This is a genomic window from Haloarcula sp. S1AR25-4, assembly GCF_031624555.1.
GTDB lineage: Archaea > Halobacteriota > Halobacteria > Halobacteriales > Haloarculaceae > Haloarcula > Haloarcula pellucida.
The window spans coordinates 80,532-96,617 of the sequence record NZ_JAMQOR010000002.1 but is presented as its reverse complement, the minus strand read 5'-3'; the positions used below and the strand labels follow the sequence as shown (position 1 = coordinate 96,617).

Below are 16,086 nucleotides of genomic sequence, written 5' to 3'. Positions count from 1 at the left end.
CCCATTTTTATCACAGTACGCCCTACGCCGGGTGACGGGAATGTCTCAGAACCACACTGGCCGGTCGTCACAAGAAGATATTGAGTGGTGCTACGACGCCGTCCACCGGGTCTCGCGGACGTTTAGTTTGACAATTGCGGAACTCGACGAGCCGATGGCACGCGACATCTGTGTCGGCTATCTCCTCTGCCGCGTCGCCGACACTATCGAGGACGCCGGGCACATCCCTCCGGGGGTACAGGCGGACCTCCTCCGACTGTACAGTCGGACGCTCGATCCCTCTGCCGACGCCTCGGTTCGCGCGTTCGACGAGGCGGCGTCGGAGTGGCTCCCCGCCACGATGACCGACGACTGGGAGGTCGTCGACAACGCCGGTCGTGCGGTCGGTGTCTTCCGTTCGCTCGACAGTCACTCGCTCGACGCGATTCGCGGCCCGGTCCGCGAACTCGTCGACGGGATGGCGATGTTCGTCGACCGCTACGCCGACGAGGGTGGCCTGCGCATCAAGAGCCTCGAAGAACTCGAAGAGTACTGCTGGTACGCCGCCGGTACCGTCGGGACGCTGGTGACGGGGCTCGTCTCCCACGAAGCCACCGACGAGCAGGTCCAGCGGATGGAGGAGAACGCACGCTCCTTTGCCCTCCTGCTCCAGTTGGTCAACGTCGCGAAAGACGCCGCGACCGACATGGAGGAAGAGAACAACGTCTACCTCCCGCTGGAACTGCTCCGCGAGGAGGGCCTCGACCACGGCGACGTGGGCGACCCGAGCAACGTCGACTCGCTGGTCCCGGTCATCGAGCAGGTGACCGCTCGGGCCGAGAGCTACCTCGACGGGGCCCAGACGTGGCTTGACGCCATGCCCGAGACGCGGGGCAACTCGCTGTCGGCGTGGGCCATCCCCTTCCTGCTCGCCGTCGGCACCATCCGCGAACTCCGCACTCGCCCGGCCGACGTCATCGAGCAAGGCAACGTGAAGATAACTCGCGAGGAGGTTCACGCGGTGTGCCAGCAGTTCGTCGGCGACGGCGACCCCGCTATCGGCGACCTGCGGAGCAAGATTCGCCAGCGACCCCTCCACGAGTACTGATCCGGCGACCGACCAGCCGACTCGACATTCCTCTCTCGGGCCGAGCGTGGTCCGCACAACCCTGAAACGTCGCCCACACGTACTGCCGTCCATGAGCGAGACGCTCGAACTCCCGAACGGCGACGAGGTGTCGCCCGACGACGTCTTCCTGTACAACGATTACCCCTACCGACTCGTCTGGCTCGATAGCGAGACGCACGCCTTCGAACTGTCGCCGCTGTACTGGGGCGACAGCGGCATGGACATCCCGTTCCGTGACCGAGAAGCGCTCGTCGACCAGTGGGAGTCCGACTCCAGAGGCCTGCTCTCGGCCGAGGAATGGGCTGGCTGGCTCGACGACGCCACAGCGGACCCGCGGTTCGGCGAGGAGGAAGTGGCCGAACTGGCCGCGGAACTGCCGACGGAGTGGGAACCGCCCGGCAGTGACTCGTCGTCGACCGGCGGCCTCCGCGACAAACTCGGGCTCTGAACTCGGGCGGTTCGCCCGGTCGACGCGACGCCGTACCGACTCTGTAACCTATTAGAACGCGGAACCTGAGACACCGCACATGGAACTTATCTGGTTCGCGGCCGGCGGGGGATTGCTCGCTCTCGTACTGGGTGTAGCGGCGCTCCGGCATCGCGGCACCTCGGACGCACGTGCGTCTAAGCGTGCCCACGACGAAGCCAAAGCGCGTGCGCCACCGGTCGACATCGGCGAGACGTACGCGTTCGGTATCACGGAGTTTACCGACCACCACTCCGGTGAGCGCGTCGCCGTCGGGAAAGTCGAGGGGTTCGTCCTCTTCACCGAGGACGTCCCGTCGTCGCTCTCAGAGGGCGACGTCGTTCGTGCGCAGGTGCTGTCGTTCAACCGCGGTCACACCTCCGCCGACGCGAAGTTCGTCGAGACGGCGTAGCACGGCGCGAACAGTGCCCCCCAGTACCGAGCGACGTTTTCGTCGGTGGACACTCGACCGTCGACGATGTCCAGCGTCGCCAGTCGACTGAGGCGGTCGGCGGCGTCGCTCCGCTCGACGCCCAGTTCCGCGGCGCGTTCGAGGACTGTCTTACGAGACGGCACCGACTCGATGAACCCGTCGGCGTCCATCACCGTCGCCTCGGCGACGATCGCCTTCAAGATAGCCCCGTGTTCACGCTTCGATGGCGTCCGGTCGTCGCCGGTCCACTCGATACCCAGCGACCCGTCGTCGTTGACGTTCGAGACGACGAAGCCTTCCGGGAGGCTCTCGGTCAATCTCGCGACCAGTGCAGCCCTATCCAACCGCGCTGTGAACCGGTAGCGGTGTCCGTCAGCGGACCGGTCGAGTGGTACCACGTTGGTTCCTTCGACTTCGACTGCCTCGGTAATCACGTCGGCGAGAGCAGCGCCGACCTCGTTCGCTACTTCGTCGCGCTTTCGCTCTGCGTCCGCCGCCTCGGCGGCCAGCGTCTCGTAGCGGTCCATCCGTTCGTGGAGTGGTTCCTCGGCCATACTGTGTTCCCCGGACCCAGCGGATTACGTGTTCCGCTGATCGGCGGGCCGCCGGCTCTGCCCGTCTCACCACCGAGCCACCGTAATTATAATAGTACTAATATTTATCCTCGTGGTTCGTAGGCGGATACGGTATGGTACAAACACTCACCCGGACCGCCGTCACGCTCGCCGTCCTCGCCATTGCCGTCGTGGGCCTCCCGATGCCTGCCGCTGCCGTTCCGCTGGACGGCGACGACGGCGACGTGGCCGTGATACCGGGGGACAACGTGCAGGCCCCCGGTCAGGTCGGGGTGATGCCCGGCGACAATCCGCAGATTCCCGACGGAACGTTCCTGAAAGCCAAGAAGGCCTTCGACGAGAACGTTCCCAAGACGAGTGCGTGGACCGCTCGAGACCGACTCTTTACCGAGTGACTGGGCGGCTTCCCGCCGTCTCGACGCACGCTACGGTACTCCCAGCGTGAGTCGGGGCGGAGTTGAACCGACGCGAGATTCGCCGTGTTCGTCCCGCAAGCTGCTCGCTCGTCGCGTCGTGCCGGCAGACTATGGGTTGGGGCGGATTCGAACCGACTGAAGACTCGCTCTGCTCGTCTTCCGGGGTTCGAATCACCCAGACCATACCAGTCGCTCACGGATTCGTTCGCGACAGGATATGGGTTGGGGCGGATTCGAACCGCCGACTTCCTCCGTGTGAAGGAGGTATCATAACCGGACTAGATCACCAACCCCGGCTACACCCGAGGCTATTCGACCGGATACATTAAGAATTGCGTTCCGACTACGCTTCCGTCTCGTCTTTCTGCCGGTAGGAGTCGATCTTCTCGCGGGCGTCGGCGATGGCCTGTTCGGCCTCGCCCTCGGCGTTCTGCTGGAGTTCCTTCAGGTCAGATTTGACCGTATCGAGGCGTCCGGCTTCCGGTTCGCTCTCCTTACCGGTCAGTTCTCGGAATCGCTGCTCGACGGGTTCGAGTTCCTCTTTGACGCCCTTGCTCGCGGTTTCGCCCGCGCGCTTGAGGTAGTACCGAGCGTCTTCGAAGTGCTTGTTCATATCTGTCCCTTGGCGGACAACGAATAAATCCTTTGTGCCCGACTGGGCGTGTACGAACTGTTTTCCATCCTGCCACACATCATCGTGGTATGTTCACACGTGTATCTATTCCGACGCCGTTTCAGGTCGGGGCGGTCAACGCGTACGTCGCCGGTCGAACCGTCGTCGACCCGGGACCCGACAGCGAGGAGGCGTGGTCGCGGCTGCTGGAGACGCTGGAGGCACGCGAACTCACGCCCGCTGACGTCTCGCAGGTCCTCGTCACCCACCCCCATCCCGACCACTTCGGACTCGCGGCCCGCCTGCGCTCGGAAGGGGCACGTGTCATCGCCAGTCCCGACGCCGCGGGCATCATGCACGACTTCGCCACCCGTCTGAAGTACGAGCAATCGTACTTCTCGGATTTCTTCGAGCGCTGTGGCATCTCCCGAGAGACCGCGGAGGCGGTCACACAGCTTCCAGAGGCGTTTCTGGCGTACGCCCAGAGTGTTGCCACCGACCGCGAGGTGACGGCCGGTGATACGCTTACCGTAGACGACGAGCGACTCACGGTCGACAGCGTCGCCGGACACGCCGTTGGGGAACTCATCTTCTCGTACGACTGGGACGGCCGCCGCGAGGCCATCGTCGGCGACAACGTGCTGGGCGACATCACGCCGAACCCGTTCCTCCAGCCACCCGAGGACCGCGGCGGTCAGCGTCCGCGCGTCCTCCCCGCGTTCAACGAGTCGTTACGCTGGCTCCGAGAGCAGGGTCACGACCGCTTTCTCACCGGCCACCGAGAACCCGTCGAGTCACCGACGGAGCGTATCGACGCCATCCTCGCCGAACACGACCAGCGAAGCGAGGAAGTCACCGACATCGTGAGCGAGGGCGCGACGACGCCCGCGGACGTGATGACGGCGCTGTTCGGTGACCTGCCGGCGACGGAGTACTTCTCGGGGATGAGCGAGGCTATCGGGCATCTGGACGTGCTGGAAGCACAGGGTCGCGTCGAAAAGCGGGAGAGCGGCGGCGTCTTCGTCTACGAGTTACAGTAGTTCGACGGCCCGGAACGCGAGACTGGAGACGTAGTCGAACCCGGGGACCAGCAGCACCGTCACGACGGCGGCCGAGACGATAGCCGTGTAGAGACCGGTCGGGTACGACTCGATGGACCGGTCGCCGGTCGGCTCCTCGATCCACATCGCCTTGACGACCCGGGAGTAGTAGAACAGCGACAGCGCGCTGTTGATGACGAGCGCGGCCGCGAGCGACCACGCGCCGACGTCCAGCGTCGCCGAGAACAGGTAGAACTTCGAGAAGAACCCGCCGCCGATGGGCAGGCCGGCCAGACTGAAGAGGAAGATCGTCATCGCGGCACAGGCCAGCGGGGCCTGCCGGCCGAGGCCGTTGTAGTCCTCGAAGCGGCGGCCGACGCCCCAGTACTCGGCGAGCGCGATGAACAGGAACGCGCCGGTGTTCATGAACCCGTAGACGAGCAGGTGGGCCATCCCGGCGCTCATCGAGAGGGCCATCCCGTCACCGGAGGCCGACAGTGCGGCCAGGCCGATGAGGATGTAGCCGGCGTGGCCGACGCTGGAGTAGGCCATCATCCGCTTGACCTTCTCCTGGGTGGCCGCGGCGAAGTTCCCGATGAACATCGTCGCGATGGCCAGCACCTGGAAGACGACGAACCAGTTCAGCGCCTCGCCGCTGGAGACGAGCGCCCCGATGGGGAACGCGACGGCGAAGGCACGGAAGGCGAGCACGAACCCGGCGGCCTTCGAGGCCGACGAGAGGAACGCCGAGATGGGTGCGGGCGCGCCCTCGTAGGCCTCCGGCGCCCAGAAATGGAACGGGACGGCGGCTATCTTGAACGCGACGCCGCCGATGACCATCATGATGCCGACGCCCAGAATCGACATCGGGACGGCGGGCGACCCGGACTGGGCCTGCACCGTGCCGTCGACGATGGTCTGAACGGTACCGCTCTCGATGGCCGTCGCGATGCCGTCGAACCGGAGGACGCCCGTCGCGGCGTACACCAGCGAGATGCCGTAGGCGAACACCGCCGAAGACACCGCGCCGATGAGGAAGTACTTGAGCCCGGCCTCGACGCTGCCACGGTTCTTCTTGAGGAACGCGACGAGCGCGTAGGAGGGCAGCGAGACGAGTTCCAGTGCGACGAACGCCGTCGCCAGACTGTTGGCCGCACTCAGGACGGACATCCCCGTCGCAGCCAGCAAGACGAGGGCGTAGAACTCCGCCTGATAGGCGTGTTCTCGCACGTAGTCCGTACTGGCGAGCGTCACGAGCGCCGTGACGCTCGCGACGATGATCATGAAGAACAGGGCCATCTGGTCGACGACCAGTTGCCCGTTGAACAGCACGGGCGTGCCGACCCCGCCCTCGCTGGTGGGGATGCCGGTGCCGCCGAAGATGAACCACACGGCGAACGCCAGCGACGCCAGCGATCCGACGACGGAGACGCCGCCGAGGAGACTCGTGTTCGTCGTATCGGGGTCGACGCTGTCGATCAGTAGCAGGACCAGCGCCGTCACGGCGAGTGCAAGCGCAGGTGCAAGCCCCGCCCAGCTAGGTAGCTGATGAACCATCTATGCACCACCTCCAGTGAGCGGCGTAATCGCGTGTTGAATCATATCGTAGGAGAGGTCAGGGGCGACACCGAGTGCGATGACTAGCAGGAGGAGGACCGCGAGCGGTGCGACGTCGTGGAACGCGGCCGGACCGACCTCGTAGTCCGTCTCCAGACTGAAGCCACCGAACAGCGTGCGCTGCATCGCCCACAGCAGGTAGCCGGCGACGACGACGATACCGAACATGGCCAGCGAGGTTAGCACCGGCGCGGCGCTACCCAGCGTGGCCGCGTCGAACGCGCCCTGGAAGATGAGGAACTCTCCGGCGAACCCAGCCATCAGCGGCAGGCCCATGTAGCCGAACGCGGCGGCCACGAAGATGCCGACCGTCCACGGCATCCGGTCTGCGAGGCCGGACATGTCGCCGACCATGCGCGTGTGTGTGGTGTTGTAGATGACGCCGACGGTCATGAACATCAGCCCCGAGATGAGGCCGTGTGCGACCATCTGGAAGGTCGCACCGCCCATGCCGTGGGGCGTGAACGCGACCAGTCCGAGGATGACGTACCCCATCGACGAGATGGAGGAGTACGCGACGATGCGCTTGAGGTCGCGCTGTGCCAGCGCCAGCATCGCGCCGTAGATGACGCTGACGACGCCGACGATGGCCAGCGGGACGGCGAGTGCCTGTGCCGTCTCCGCGAGCATCGTGAAGTTGAACCGCAGCAGTGCGTAGGTCCCCATCTTCAGGAGGACGCCCGCCAGCATCACCGACACCGGCGTCGGCGCCTCGACGTGGGCGTCGGGCAGCCACGTGTGCAGCGGGAAGACGGGCACCTTCACCGCGAATCCGAAGAACATCAGGACGAAGGAGATGGTCGCCAGACTGAACCCGGCGATGGTCGGCAGTCTGGAGGCGTTGCGGAACGCTTCGGCCATCGCCGGCAGGGCCAGCGACGTGAGGTCGGTGTTGAACACCAGCGCGAACAGGCCCGCGAACATGACGAGCGAGGCCACGTTCGTGTAGACGAAGAACTTGATCGCGGCGTACTTCCGCCGGGGGCCGCCCCAGACGCCGATGAGGAAGTACATCGGGATGAGGACGCCCTCCCAGAAGACGAACCAGAGGAAGAAATCGAGCGCCGCGAAGACGCCGATGAGGCTCGTCTCCATGAACAGCATCAGCCCGTAGAACTGGGACTGTCGCTCGTCGATGGGCGTCCACGCCGAGACGATGGCCAGCGTGGTCAGGATGGTCGTCAGCGCGAGCAGCGGCATGCTGACGCCGTCCAGCCCGACGTAGTAGGCTATCTGGTAGCCCGCGAGGTCTATCCACGGGATCTGCTGGCCGAAGGCCACCTCACCGGGCGAGAGGAGCGCGTTGCCCGCACCGCCGTTCTGGGTGAGGAACACGTAGTACATGTACACCGACGCCAGCGCCGGGACGGCGCTGACGGCGGCGGCGAGTTTGCCGGCGTAGCGGTCCGGCGAGAGCATGACCGCGGCGCTCCCGAACAGTGTCACCGCGAGGAGTGCAGCGACCCACATTCAGAACCACCCCCCGGCGAGACCGAAGATAGCCAGCAGGAGCACCAGCCCCAGCGTCAGCAGCGTCGCGTAGTTGCTGACGACGCCCGACTGGATGCGGCGGATGCGACTGCCACCGAAGAGGCTCACGCTGGAGATGCCGTTGACGACGCCGTCGACGACACCCTGATCGAACTTGTCCATCGCGCGTGCGAGCGGGTACGTGAGACCCGTCGCGAGCCACACCTGATACTCGTCTTGGTAGTAGTTGTGCATGAGTAGCGTCTTCAGACTGCCCAACTTGTCCGTGTGTTCGACGGGGTCGGATCCGCGGTACAGCGCGGTCGCGGCGCCGGCACCGGCCAGCGCCAGCCCCAGCGAGACGGCCGCCGAGGCGAGCAGCGTCGGCGTCTCGTTGAGCGGGTACCCCGCGGTGACGTGGGCCACGTCGTGCAGCAGTCCCTCGTAGTGGTGGGAACTGGTCACGAGTGCGGCCGGCCAGCCACCCTCGTCGGGCCCGGCGAGCCACGCGTGCAGGAAGTCGATGTGCGCGCCGGTCAGTTTCGCGACGGGTTTCATGTTGATGAACCCGACCGTCGCGGCCAGCACGCCCAGCACCGCGAGCGGCCCCTTGACGTTCCAGCGAACGCCGTGGGGGTTCCGCGCGGTGTCGGAGCGAGCGTCGCCGTGGAAGGTGAGGTACACCATCCGGAAGGTGTAGAAGCCGGTGAAGAAGACGGCCAGTAGCCCCATGGCGTACGCGACGAGGTAAGCCGTTCCGAGACCGCCCTCAGTTCCGAACCCGTGGATGAGCGCCTCGTACAGCACTTCGTCTTTCGACCAGAAGCCAGCGAAGGGAACGATGCCGGCCAGCGCCAGCGACCCGGAGAGGAACGTCCAGTAAGTCACCGGCATCTTCTCTTTCAGACCGCCCATGTCCCACATGTTCTCGTTGTGGTGCATGGCGATGATGACCGACCCGGCACCGAGGAACAGCAGCGCCTTGAACACGGCGTGGGTGGTCAGGTGGAAGACGGCGGCGATGTAGCCACCCGAGCCCAGCGCGAGCATCATGTACCCGTACTGGGAGATGGTGGAGTACGCGAGCACCTGTTTGATCTCCTGTTTGACCAGCCCCATCGTCGCGGCGAACAGGGCCGTGAAGCCACCGATCAGCGCGATGACCGCGAGCGCCGTCGGCGAGATGGCGTAGAACCCGTACATGCGCGCGACGAGGTAGACGCCGGCCGCGACCATCGTCGCTGCGTGGATGAGCGCGGAGACGGGCGTCGGGCCCTCCATCGCGTCGGGGAGCCACGTGTGCAGCGGGAACTGTGCGGACTTCCCGACGACGCCACCGAGGACGAGCAGTCCCAGCACCGTGAACCACGCCTGCGCGGAGAGGCCGACGGTGTCGAGCATCGCGATGGCCTCCGTCTCGCCGTCGACGACGGCGTGCTCTGCGAGCACGGGGAAGCTCTGGGCGACCACCTCGCCGTTCTGCGTGATGGGGGCGAAGAGGCCAGTACCGAAGGTGGCGAAGATGCCGACGACGCCGATGAGGAAGAAGTAGTCACCGAAGCGGGTGACGAGGAACGCCTTCTTCGCGGCGCTCGGCGGGCCGTCCTCGCGGAACCAGAACCCGATGAGCAGGTACGAACACAGGCCCACCAGTTCGAAGAACATGAAGGCCATCAGCAGGTTGTTCGCGACGACGAACCCGAGCATGCTCGCCGTGAACAGGCCGAGGCCGGCGTAGTAGCGCGGCAGGCCGGTCTCGTCCTCGTCGTTCATGTAGCCCAGCGAGAAGATGTGGACGAGGAACGAGATGAGCGTCACGATGAGCAGCATGAGCGCCGACAGCGGATCGAGCAGTAGCCCGAACCGGAGGGTGACCGACTCGACGCCGGCGACCCACGTGTAGACGAACTCGTTGTGGTAGCCCCCACCGGCGACGGTGAGCGCGACCCAGATAGAGAGCAGCAGCGACCCGCCCGTCGCGGTGATGCCCGCGAGCGCGCCGCCTTTCGGCATGCGGTCGCCCGCGAACAGTGCGACGAGGAACGATACGAACGGCAGCAGGACGATCGCCGGAGCGTATGTGAATGCAGCCATCTGTTACCACCTCATCGTCGTCGCCTTCGTCACGTCCACGTCACTGAAGTTACGGTACAGCACGAGGATGATACCGATGCCGATAGCCACCTCGGCGGCGGCAAGGGCCATCCCGAACAGCGCGAACACCTGCCCGGTGAGGTTGCCGTGCTGGAGCGAGAAGGCGACGAAGTTGATGTTCGCCGCGTTCAACATTAGTTCGACGGACATCAGGAAGACGAGCGCGTTCCGTCGGGTCAGAATGCCGAACAGGCCGATACAGAACACGGCAGCCGAGAGCAGGAGGTACGTCTCGGCGGGGATCACGCACCGTCACCTCCGTGACTGTCGTCGGACTCCGCACCGCCGTCGGCCGCGACGGCCGGTTCGTCGGTGTCCGTGTTGTCGACGCCGAGGTCGACGATTTCGCCGGCCTCCTCGCGGCGGGCCAGCATGACGGCGCCAACCAGCGCCGCGACCAGCACGACGTCGATGATCTCGAAGGCCACGAGGAACCCTTCGGAGGGGACGGCGGCCTCGTTCTCACCCATTATCGCGCTCGGCGCGATGTCGAACATCGCCGCGCCCAGACTCTTCGTAATCGCGGCGGACTCGCCGAACCCGGCCGGGTTCGGGAACGAGACGCCGAGGAACACGACGCCGAGGACGACGAACAGCGCGATCGCCGCCAGTCCCGCGACGAAGTTCCCCTCGGTGTTGAGTCTCGGTTTACTGGTCATGGTGTCACCTCGACCACCGACTCGTCCTCCCGAGTGAGCATCACCGCGAAGGTGATGAGGATGAGGACGCCGCCGACGTACACCAGAATCTGCATCGTTGCGACGAACGCCGCCTGGTTCATGATGTAGAACACGGCGACGCTGACCAGTGACACGCCCAGTAACAGCGCCGAATGCCAGACGTCCCGAACTAACACGACGCCTGCCGCGCTGCCCACCGTCACCAACGCGAACAGCGCGAACGCGATTGACTCGTACAGTGCCATCTTACTTTGAGACTCTTTGCGGCGCCCCTTTGAAGATTCCTCTTTCGTCTCGCGTGAGCGCGGGTCCGCACGGGGGACCATCGGCTACCGACGGCCCGAATCGGGCGTGAAAAGAACGGCCGGCAGGTTACTGGTAGTCCACTTCGCCGTCGCCCTCGCCGATCCACGCGCCCCGGTCGGGTTCGCGGGATTCGAGCGGGTCGATGTCCTTGTACCACGGCACGTTCTTGAGTTGCTCCTTGTCGTAAGCGAACTCGTCTTTCGTGTCCGCGGTGAACTCGAAGTTCTGGGTCAGCAGGATGGCGTCGGTCGGGCAGACCTCCTCGCACAGTCGACAGTAGATACACTGGCCGATGTGGAGGTTGTACTGCTCGCCGTTGCGCTGGTCGTCCATCACGATCTGGATGGTGTTGTTCGGGCAGACGTTCTCACACTGCCGACACCAGATACACCGCTCTTGGCTCCACTTGTGGACGCCGCGAAAGCGGGGGCTCACCTCGGGGGCGACGTCCGGGTACTCCACCGTGAACGTCTCCCCGTCGAGGGCGTGTTTCATCGTCGTCGCCATGGACTTCAGGATGCCAATCATTGTCAGTTTCCTCCAGCGGATTCGGTCGTGAGTGCGGTCATCAGGCGATCACCCCGACGATGACCGCGGTCAGCAGCAGGTTCGCCAGCGAGAGGACGAGCATTCCCTTCCAGCCGATCTCGATGAGCTGGTCGATGCGGACGCGCGGAACCGCCGAGCGGGCCCACTGCGTGAACAGGAACACGCCCCAGATCTTGATGAAGAACCAGACGATGCCGAGACTCGCCGGTCCCGGACCGGCCGGGCCGCCGAGGAAGATGGTGGCGATGATGGCCCCGCCGAGGAAGATGTGGATGAACTCACCCAAGTAGACGAGGACGAAGTACACCGAGGAGTACTCGGTCTGGTACCCGGCGACAATCTCTGTCGGCGCTTCGGGAATGTCGAAGGGGTTACGGCCGACTTCGGCGAGGTTCGCGATCATGAACAGCACGAACGCGAAGGGGTTGACGAACGCGTACCACGAGGGCAGCGGCCCGATGAGGGTCTGTTGCTGGGCCGCGACGATTTCGCTCATCTGGAGCGACCCGGTGAAGATGACCACCGACGCGCCGGTGAGGATGAGCGGAATCTCGTAGGCCACGTTCTGTGCGACGGCGCGCAGACCGCCGAGGAACGAGTACTTGTTGTTCGACGCGTAGCCGGCCATCACCAGACCGACCGAAGCCATCGAGGCCGTCGCGAACACGTAGGCCAGACCCACTTCGGGGTCGGCCAGGTGGATACCGCTGCCCATCGGAACGACTGCGAACCCGAGCAAGGCAGTGCTAGCGATGACGAGCGGCGCGAGGTCCCACGCGGGGCGGTCGACACCGTCCGGAACGATGAGTTCCTTCGAAAGCAGGCGCACTGCGTCGGCCACGATGATAAACAGGCCGTACGGTCCGATTCGGTTGACGGCGATGCGGTCGGTGAACGCCGCCGTGATCTTCCGTTTCGCCCACGGGCCGGCCAGGGCCGTGTTAGTCATCATCAGCGTCCCGATCAGCGCCGCGCCGACGAGACTCATCAGGATCATGACCGGCGTGCTGTTGGGGTCGAGTCCGACGAGGTTCGCCAGCGTCTCCGGGAGCGGTGCCGACTGCATCAGCGGTCCACCTCCCCGAGGACGATGTCGAGGCTACCGAGCGAGGCCACCATGTCCGGGACGTACTCGCCCTGTGACATCTCGGGCAGCGTCTGGAGGTTCGAGAAGCACGGACTCCGGATCTTGAACCGGGCGGGCTTGTCGGTGCCGTCCGACCGGATGTAGATACCGAGTTCGCCCTTCGCACCCTCGACGGCGCGGTAAATCTCCGTATCCGGGTCCGGACGCAGCGTCCGTGGGACGTTGGCCTGAATCTCGCGTTCGTCTTCGGGCCACTGTTCGAGGAGGTTGATACACTGTTCGATGATGCGGGCCGACTCCTCGACTTCGCGCATGCGGACGAGGACGCGACTGAAGTTGTCGCCGCCCTCCTCGGTGACGACGTTCCAGTCGAGTTCGTCGTAGTAGCCGTAGGGGTCGTCACGGCGAAGGTCGTAGTCGACGCCGGACCCGCGTGCGACCGGGCCGGTGGCGCCGTACTGCTTGGCCTCTTCGGGTGAGAGGACGCCGGTGTCGACACACCGCATCTGGAATATCTCGTTGCCCGTGATGAGGTCGTGGTACTCTTCCAGTTTGTGCGGCAGGTCGTCGAGGAAGTCGCGGGTCTTCTCGAAGAACTCCTCGCGGGGTTCCGGGAGGTCCCACGCGACGCCACCCAGCCGCAGGTAGTTGAACATCAGGCGCTGGCCGGTGAGGTCTTCGAGGATGTTCTGGACGACCTCGCGGTCGCGGAACGCGTACTGGAAGATGGCGGTGAAGTCGCCGAAGACGTCCAGCGCGAACGTCCCGAGTGCGAGCATGTGCGCGGCGATGCGGCACAGTTCGGCGGACATCGTCCGGATGACCTGTGCGTACTCGGGCACCTCGATGTCCGCGAGGTCCTCGGCCGCGCGGGCGTACGCCCATTCGTTGAGGATGCCGGCCGAGACGTAGTCCCACCGGTCCGGGTACGGCATGATCTGGTGCCGGTAGGTGCCCTGCTGGCACATCTGCTCCTCACAGCGGTGGAGGTAGCCGATGTCCGGTTCGAGGTCGGCGATCTGCTCGCCGTCGAGCACCGTCTTCACGTGCAGGACGCCGTGGGTCGCCGGGTGGTGGGGACCGATGTTGACGAACATCGTGTCCGAGTCGTCCTCGCTACGGTGGTCGGCCTCCAGCGGGTTGGCGTTCTCACGCAGCGTGACGATCTGTGGCTGGTCCTGATTGAAGTCCTGCGAGAGCGGGTGGCCCTGCCACGTCTCGGGGAGGAGGATGCGACGCAGGTCGGGGTGGTCGTCGTAGTTGATGCCGACGAGGTCGTAGGCCTCTCGCTCGTGCCAGTCGGCCGTCGAGTAGACGCGAGCGGCCGACTCGTTGTGCGGGTCGTCCTTCGGCGAGGGCACGATGACGGACAGTTCCTGCGTCGGGTCGTCGAACTTCCGGAGATGGTAGATAGACTCGTACCGGTCGTCGTACTCCTGTGCCGTGACACACGCACAGTGGTCGAACCCGGCCTCGTTCTTCAGCGTCGAGAGGACCGCCTGCACTTCGTCGGGACGGATGACGAACCCCTCGGCGTTGACGTGTTCCTCGCGGTCGAGGACGTGCCCGCCGAGCAGGTCGGCCAGTGCGTCGTAGTCGAGGCCGTCCTCGGTGACACCGACCTCGGCCGCCGTGTCGGGTGTGGGTTTTTCCAGACTCATGGTTATGGGGAGTTGTCCCAGTTGTACCGCATGACGAGGTCGTCTTCGTCGATCTCGTCTGCGAGTTTGTCGACGAGTTCGTCCTGTTCTAAGTCACCGAACTGTTCGAGTTCGTACGGTTTGACCGTCACCGGCGAGGACTCGCCGTTGGCGATGCGCTCCTGTAGTTTGGCGACGCCGTAGACCAGCGCCTCGGGGCGCGGCGGGCATCCGGGGACGTGGATGTCGACGGGGATGACCTCCTCGGCGCCCTTGACGACGTTGTACCCTTCCTGGAACGGGCCGCCGGAGATGGTACACGACCCCATCGAGACGACGAACTTCGGTTCGGGCATCTGGTCGTAGACGCGCTTCATCCGCGGGGCGAACTTCGAGACGATGGTCCCCGGGACGATGATGACGTCGGCCTGCCGCGGCGACGCGCGCGGCACCCCGGCGCCGAACCGGTCGAGGTCGTGCTTGATGGCGTAGGTGTGGATCATCTCGATGCTGCAACAGGCGATACCGAACTGCAGCATGAACATCGAGGACCCCCGGACCCAGTTCATGAACTTGTCGAACTTGGTCAGGATGAACGGCGTCGACCCGAACGCCTCGCGCAGCGTCGAGTTGAACCGGTCGTCCACGCCGTCACCCATGCGGGCTTCTTGCGTCGATACATCTTCGACCGCCGGCGGTGTCTGGTCACTACTCATATGTGTCTGCCCCCTTCGTGGCACGCGGACTGCGCACCCATCTGACTGCGCCGTTACGCCACGCCCAGCCGAGTCCGACGACGAGCACGCCGATGAACACGACCATCGGCAGCAGGACCTTCGTCATCCCGACCGCGCCGACAGCGTCGCGGTAGATGACCGTCCACGGGAAGATGAGGACGGTCTCGATGTCGAAGATGACGAACAGCAGGGCGACCATGTAGTACTGGATATTGAACTTGATCTGCCTGCTGCTGCCGGTCGGCACCTCACCGGACTCGTAGGTGGCGGTTTTGCCTTGTTCGGGCACGCGCGGACGCAGAAGGCTCGACACGGCCATCATCGTGATGGGGATAGCGAGCGCCACGACCGCGAGTGCGCCGATGGCGATCCATGGATTACTCATTCCGAAATCTCCTATCGTACGACGGTTAGAAGTACTGGCATATAAGGGTTGATAACCACTACGGCGCCGGATTTCGGGCGGTTCGGGGGTCTTTAAAGTGGCCGGACAGAGCGTCGGTTAGTCCCAGTACGCCGCTTTGAACCCGGGGGTCCCGAGTTCGTGAAGGTCCCGTGACACCTTTCCGACCTCCTCCTGCAGACCCTCGTGATACTCGACCAGACGGTCGCGGAGTTCGTCGTGTTCTCTGGAGAGAATCTGGACGGCGGTGAGCGCCGCGTTGAACGACTTTCCGGCGTCGACGGCCGTGATTGGCGCACCTTGGGGCATCCCGATGACGGAGTCGACGGACTTCTCCTGGACGGGGACGCCGATGACCGGCAGCGGGTAGGCGATGCTCGCGGTCATGTTCGGGAGGTCGGCGGACTTCCCGCCCGCGCCGGCGATGATGACGTCGACGCCGCGAGCCTCGGCCGTCTCCGCGTACGCGTACATCAGGTCCGGAGTGCGGTGGGCCGAACAGACGAACGTCTCGAAGGTGAAGCGAGCGTCGGGTGCGTCGGTGTAGTCGGTCTGTTCAGCGAAGCCGAGTTCCTCGGCCAGTGCGGCGTAGGCGCCGGGTCGTTTCCCCTTCCCGCCGGCCATCGTCGGCAGGTCCGAGTCGGACCCCATCACGATTCCGACGTCCGGCGTCGCTTCGTCCGGGCGGTCCATCGCCGCTTCCTCGTGCAACTGGTCGACGAGCGACTGGACGCTGTCTGCGGTCATACGAGAGCGTCCGAACGCTGGGGGTGTAAGTGTAGGCGGTTTCGC

The 16,086-nt window shown here is 65.0% G+C and carries 19 protein-coding genes and 1 tRNA gene; 5 read left to right on the top strand and 15 right to left on the bottom strand.

Annotated elements, in window-relative coordinates; translation table 11 throughout:
• The first annotated feature begins 40 nt into the window (after positions 1-40).
• The 3 genes from NDI85_RS09145 (at position 41) to NDI85_RS09135 (ending at position 1,986) form a co-directional block, all read left to right on the top strand.
• On the top strand, positions 41-1,087 hold the full coding sequence (locus tag NDI85_RS09145; RefSeq protein ID WP_188998426.1) for a phytoene/squalene synthase family protein: 1,047 nt from the start codon (positions 41-43) through the stop codon (positions 1,085-1,087).
• A 91-nt stretch (positions 1,088-1,178) separates the two neighbouring features.
• Complete coding sequence (locus NDI85_RS09140) at positions 1,179-1,556, top strand: hypothetical protein (protein WP_188998423.1); 378 nt, start codon at positions 1,179-1,181, stop codon at positions 1,554-1,556.
• Positions 1,557-1,635: 79 nt separating this feature from the next.
• Complete coding sequence (locus tag NDI85_RS09135; protein WP_188998421.1) at positions 1,636-1,986, top strand: TRAM domain-containing protein; 351 nt, start codon at positions 1,636-1,638, stop codon at positions 1,984-1,986.
• Here the strand turns inward: NDI85_RS09135 and NDI85_RS09130 are convergent.
• Positions 1,947-2,561 carry a hypothetical protein gene (locus NDI85_RS09130; RefSeq protein ID WP_310915588.1) on the bottom strand — a complete coding sequence of 205 codons (615 nt, stop codon included), beginning with the start codon at positions 2,559-2,561 and terminating at the stop codon, positions 1,947-1,949. The genes NDI85_RS09135 and NDI85_RS09130 overlap by 40 nt on opposite strands.
• A gap of 134 nt (positions 2,562-2,695) precedes the next feature.
• On the opposite strand from NDI85_RS09130, the gene NDI85_RS09125 reads away from it, so the two are divergent.
• Positions 2,696-2,977, top strand: coding sequence for a hypothetical protein (locus tag NDI85_RS09125; RefSeq protein WP_310915587.1), 282 nt, complete (start codon positions 2,696-2,698; stop codon positions 2,975-2,977).
• A gap of 239 nt (positions 2,978-3,216) precedes the next feature.
• Here the strand turns inward: NDI85_RS09125 and NDI85_RS09120 are convergent.
• Positions 3,217-3,291, bottom strand: a tRNA-Val gene (locus tag NDI85_RS09120).
• Positions 3,292-3,341: 50 nt separating this feature from the next.
• Positions 3,342-3,611: a hypothetical protein gene (locus tag NDI85_RS09115; RefSeq protein ID WP_188998412.1), complete on the bottom strand. Its 270-nt coding sequence runs from the start codon at positions 3,609-3,611 to the stop codon at positions 3,342-3,344.
• A gap of 89 nt (positions 3,612-3,700) precedes the next feature.
• Between NDI85_RS09115 and NDI85_RS09110 the strand changes: the two genes are divergently transcribed.
• Complete coding sequence (locus NDI85_RS09110; RefSeq protein ID WP_188998408.1) at positions 3,701-4,651, top strand: MBL fold metallo-hydrolase; 951 nt, start codon at positions 3,701-3,703, stop codon at positions 4,649-4,651.
• Here NDI85_RS09110 and NDI85_RS09105 read toward each other — a convergent pair.
• The 12 genes from NDI85_RS09105 to NDI85_RS09050 form a co-directional block, all read right to left on the bottom strand.
• Positions 4,643-6,208: an NADH-quinone oxidoreductase subunit N gene (locus NDI85_RS09105; RefSeq protein WP_310915586.1), complete on the bottom strand. Its 1,566-nt coding sequence runs from the start codon at positions 6,206-6,208 to the stop codon at positions 4,643-4,645. The two genes, NDI85_RS09110 and NDI85_RS09105, sit on opposite strands and share 9 nt — an antisense overlap.
• Positions 6,209-7,738, bottom strand: coding sequence for a NuoM family protein (locus NDI85_RS09100; protein WP_310915585.1), 1,530 nt, complete (start codon positions 7,736-7,738; stop codon positions 6,209-6,211).
• Positions 7,739-9,832, bottom strand: a complete 2,094-nt coding sequence (gene nuoL / locus NDI85_RS09095) for an NADH-quinone oxidoreductase subunit L (RefSeq protein WP_188998397.1) — start codon at positions 9,830-9,832, stop codon at positions 7,739-7,741.
• A 3-nt stretch (positions 9,833-9,835) separates the two neighbouring features.
• Complete coding sequence (gene nuoK / locus NDI85_RS09090) at positions 9,836-10,138, bottom strand: NADH-quinone oxidoreductase subunit NuoK (RefSeq protein WP_188998394.1); 303 nt, start codon at positions 10,136-10,138, stop codon at positions 9,836-9,838.
• Positions 10,135-10,551, bottom strand: a complete 417-nt coding sequence (locus tag NDI85_RS09085; RefSeq protein WP_310915584.1) for a proton-conducting membrane transporter — start codon at positions 10,549-10,551, stop codon at positions 10,135-10,137. The genes nuoK and NDI85_RS09085 overlap by 4 nt, the downstream gene beginning before the upstream one ends.
• Positions 10,548-10,817: an NADH-quinone oxidoreductase subunit J gene (locus NDI85_RS09080; protein ID WP_188998387.1), complete on the bottom strand. Its 270-nt coding sequence runs from the start codon at positions 10,815-10,817 to the stop codon at positions 10,548-10,550. The genes NDI85_RS09085 and NDI85_RS09080 overlap by 4 nt, the downstream gene beginning before the upstream one ends.
• Positions 10,818-10,944: 127 nt before the next feature.
• A complete protein-coding gene (locus tag NDI85_RS09075) occupies positions 10,945-11,406 on the bottom strand; it encodes an NADH-quinone oxidoreductase subunit I (RefSeq protein ID WP_166971403.1) in 462 nt (153 codons plus the stop codon).
• Between the two features lie 40 nt (positions 11,407-11,446).
• Positions 11,447-12,493, bottom strand: coding sequence for a complex I subunit 1 family protein (locus tag NDI85_RS09070; RefSeq protein ID WP_188998384.1), 1,047 nt, complete (start codon positions 12,491-12,493; stop codon positions 11,447-11,449).
• A complete protein-coding gene (locus NDI85_RS09065) occupies positions 12,493-14,175 on the bottom strand; it encodes an NADH-quinone oxidoreductase subunit D (protein WP_310915583.1) in 1,683 nt (560 codons plus the stop codon). The genes NDI85_RS09070 and NDI85_RS09065 overlap by 1 nt, the downstream gene beginning before the upstream one ends.
• 2 nt (positions 14,176-14,177) lie before the next feature.
• Positions 14,178-14,870, bottom strand: a complete 693-nt coding sequence (locus NDI85_RS09060; protein ID WP_166971396.1) for an NADH-quinone oxidoreductase subunit B — start codon at positions 14,868-14,870, stop codon at positions 14,178-14,180.
• Positions 14,863-15,276 (bottom strand): NADH-quinone oxidoreductase subunit A, encoded by a 414-nt coding sequence (locus NDI85_RS09055; RefSeq protein WP_188998378.1) that lies wholly within the window; start codon positions 15,274-15,276, stop codon positions 14,863-14,865. Before NDI85_RS09055 ends, NDI85_RS09060 begins: the two co-directional genes overlap by 8 nt.
• A 117-nt stretch (positions 15,277-15,393) precedes the next feature.
• Positions 15,394-16,041 carry an AIR carboxylase family protein gene (locus NDI85_RS09050; RefSeq protein ID WP_188998374.1) on the bottom strand — a complete coding sequence of 216 codons (648 nt, stop codon included), beginning with the start codon at positions 16,039-16,041 and terminating at the stop codon, positions 15,394-15,396.
• Between the last annotated feature and the right edge of the window lie 45 nt (positions 16,042-16,086).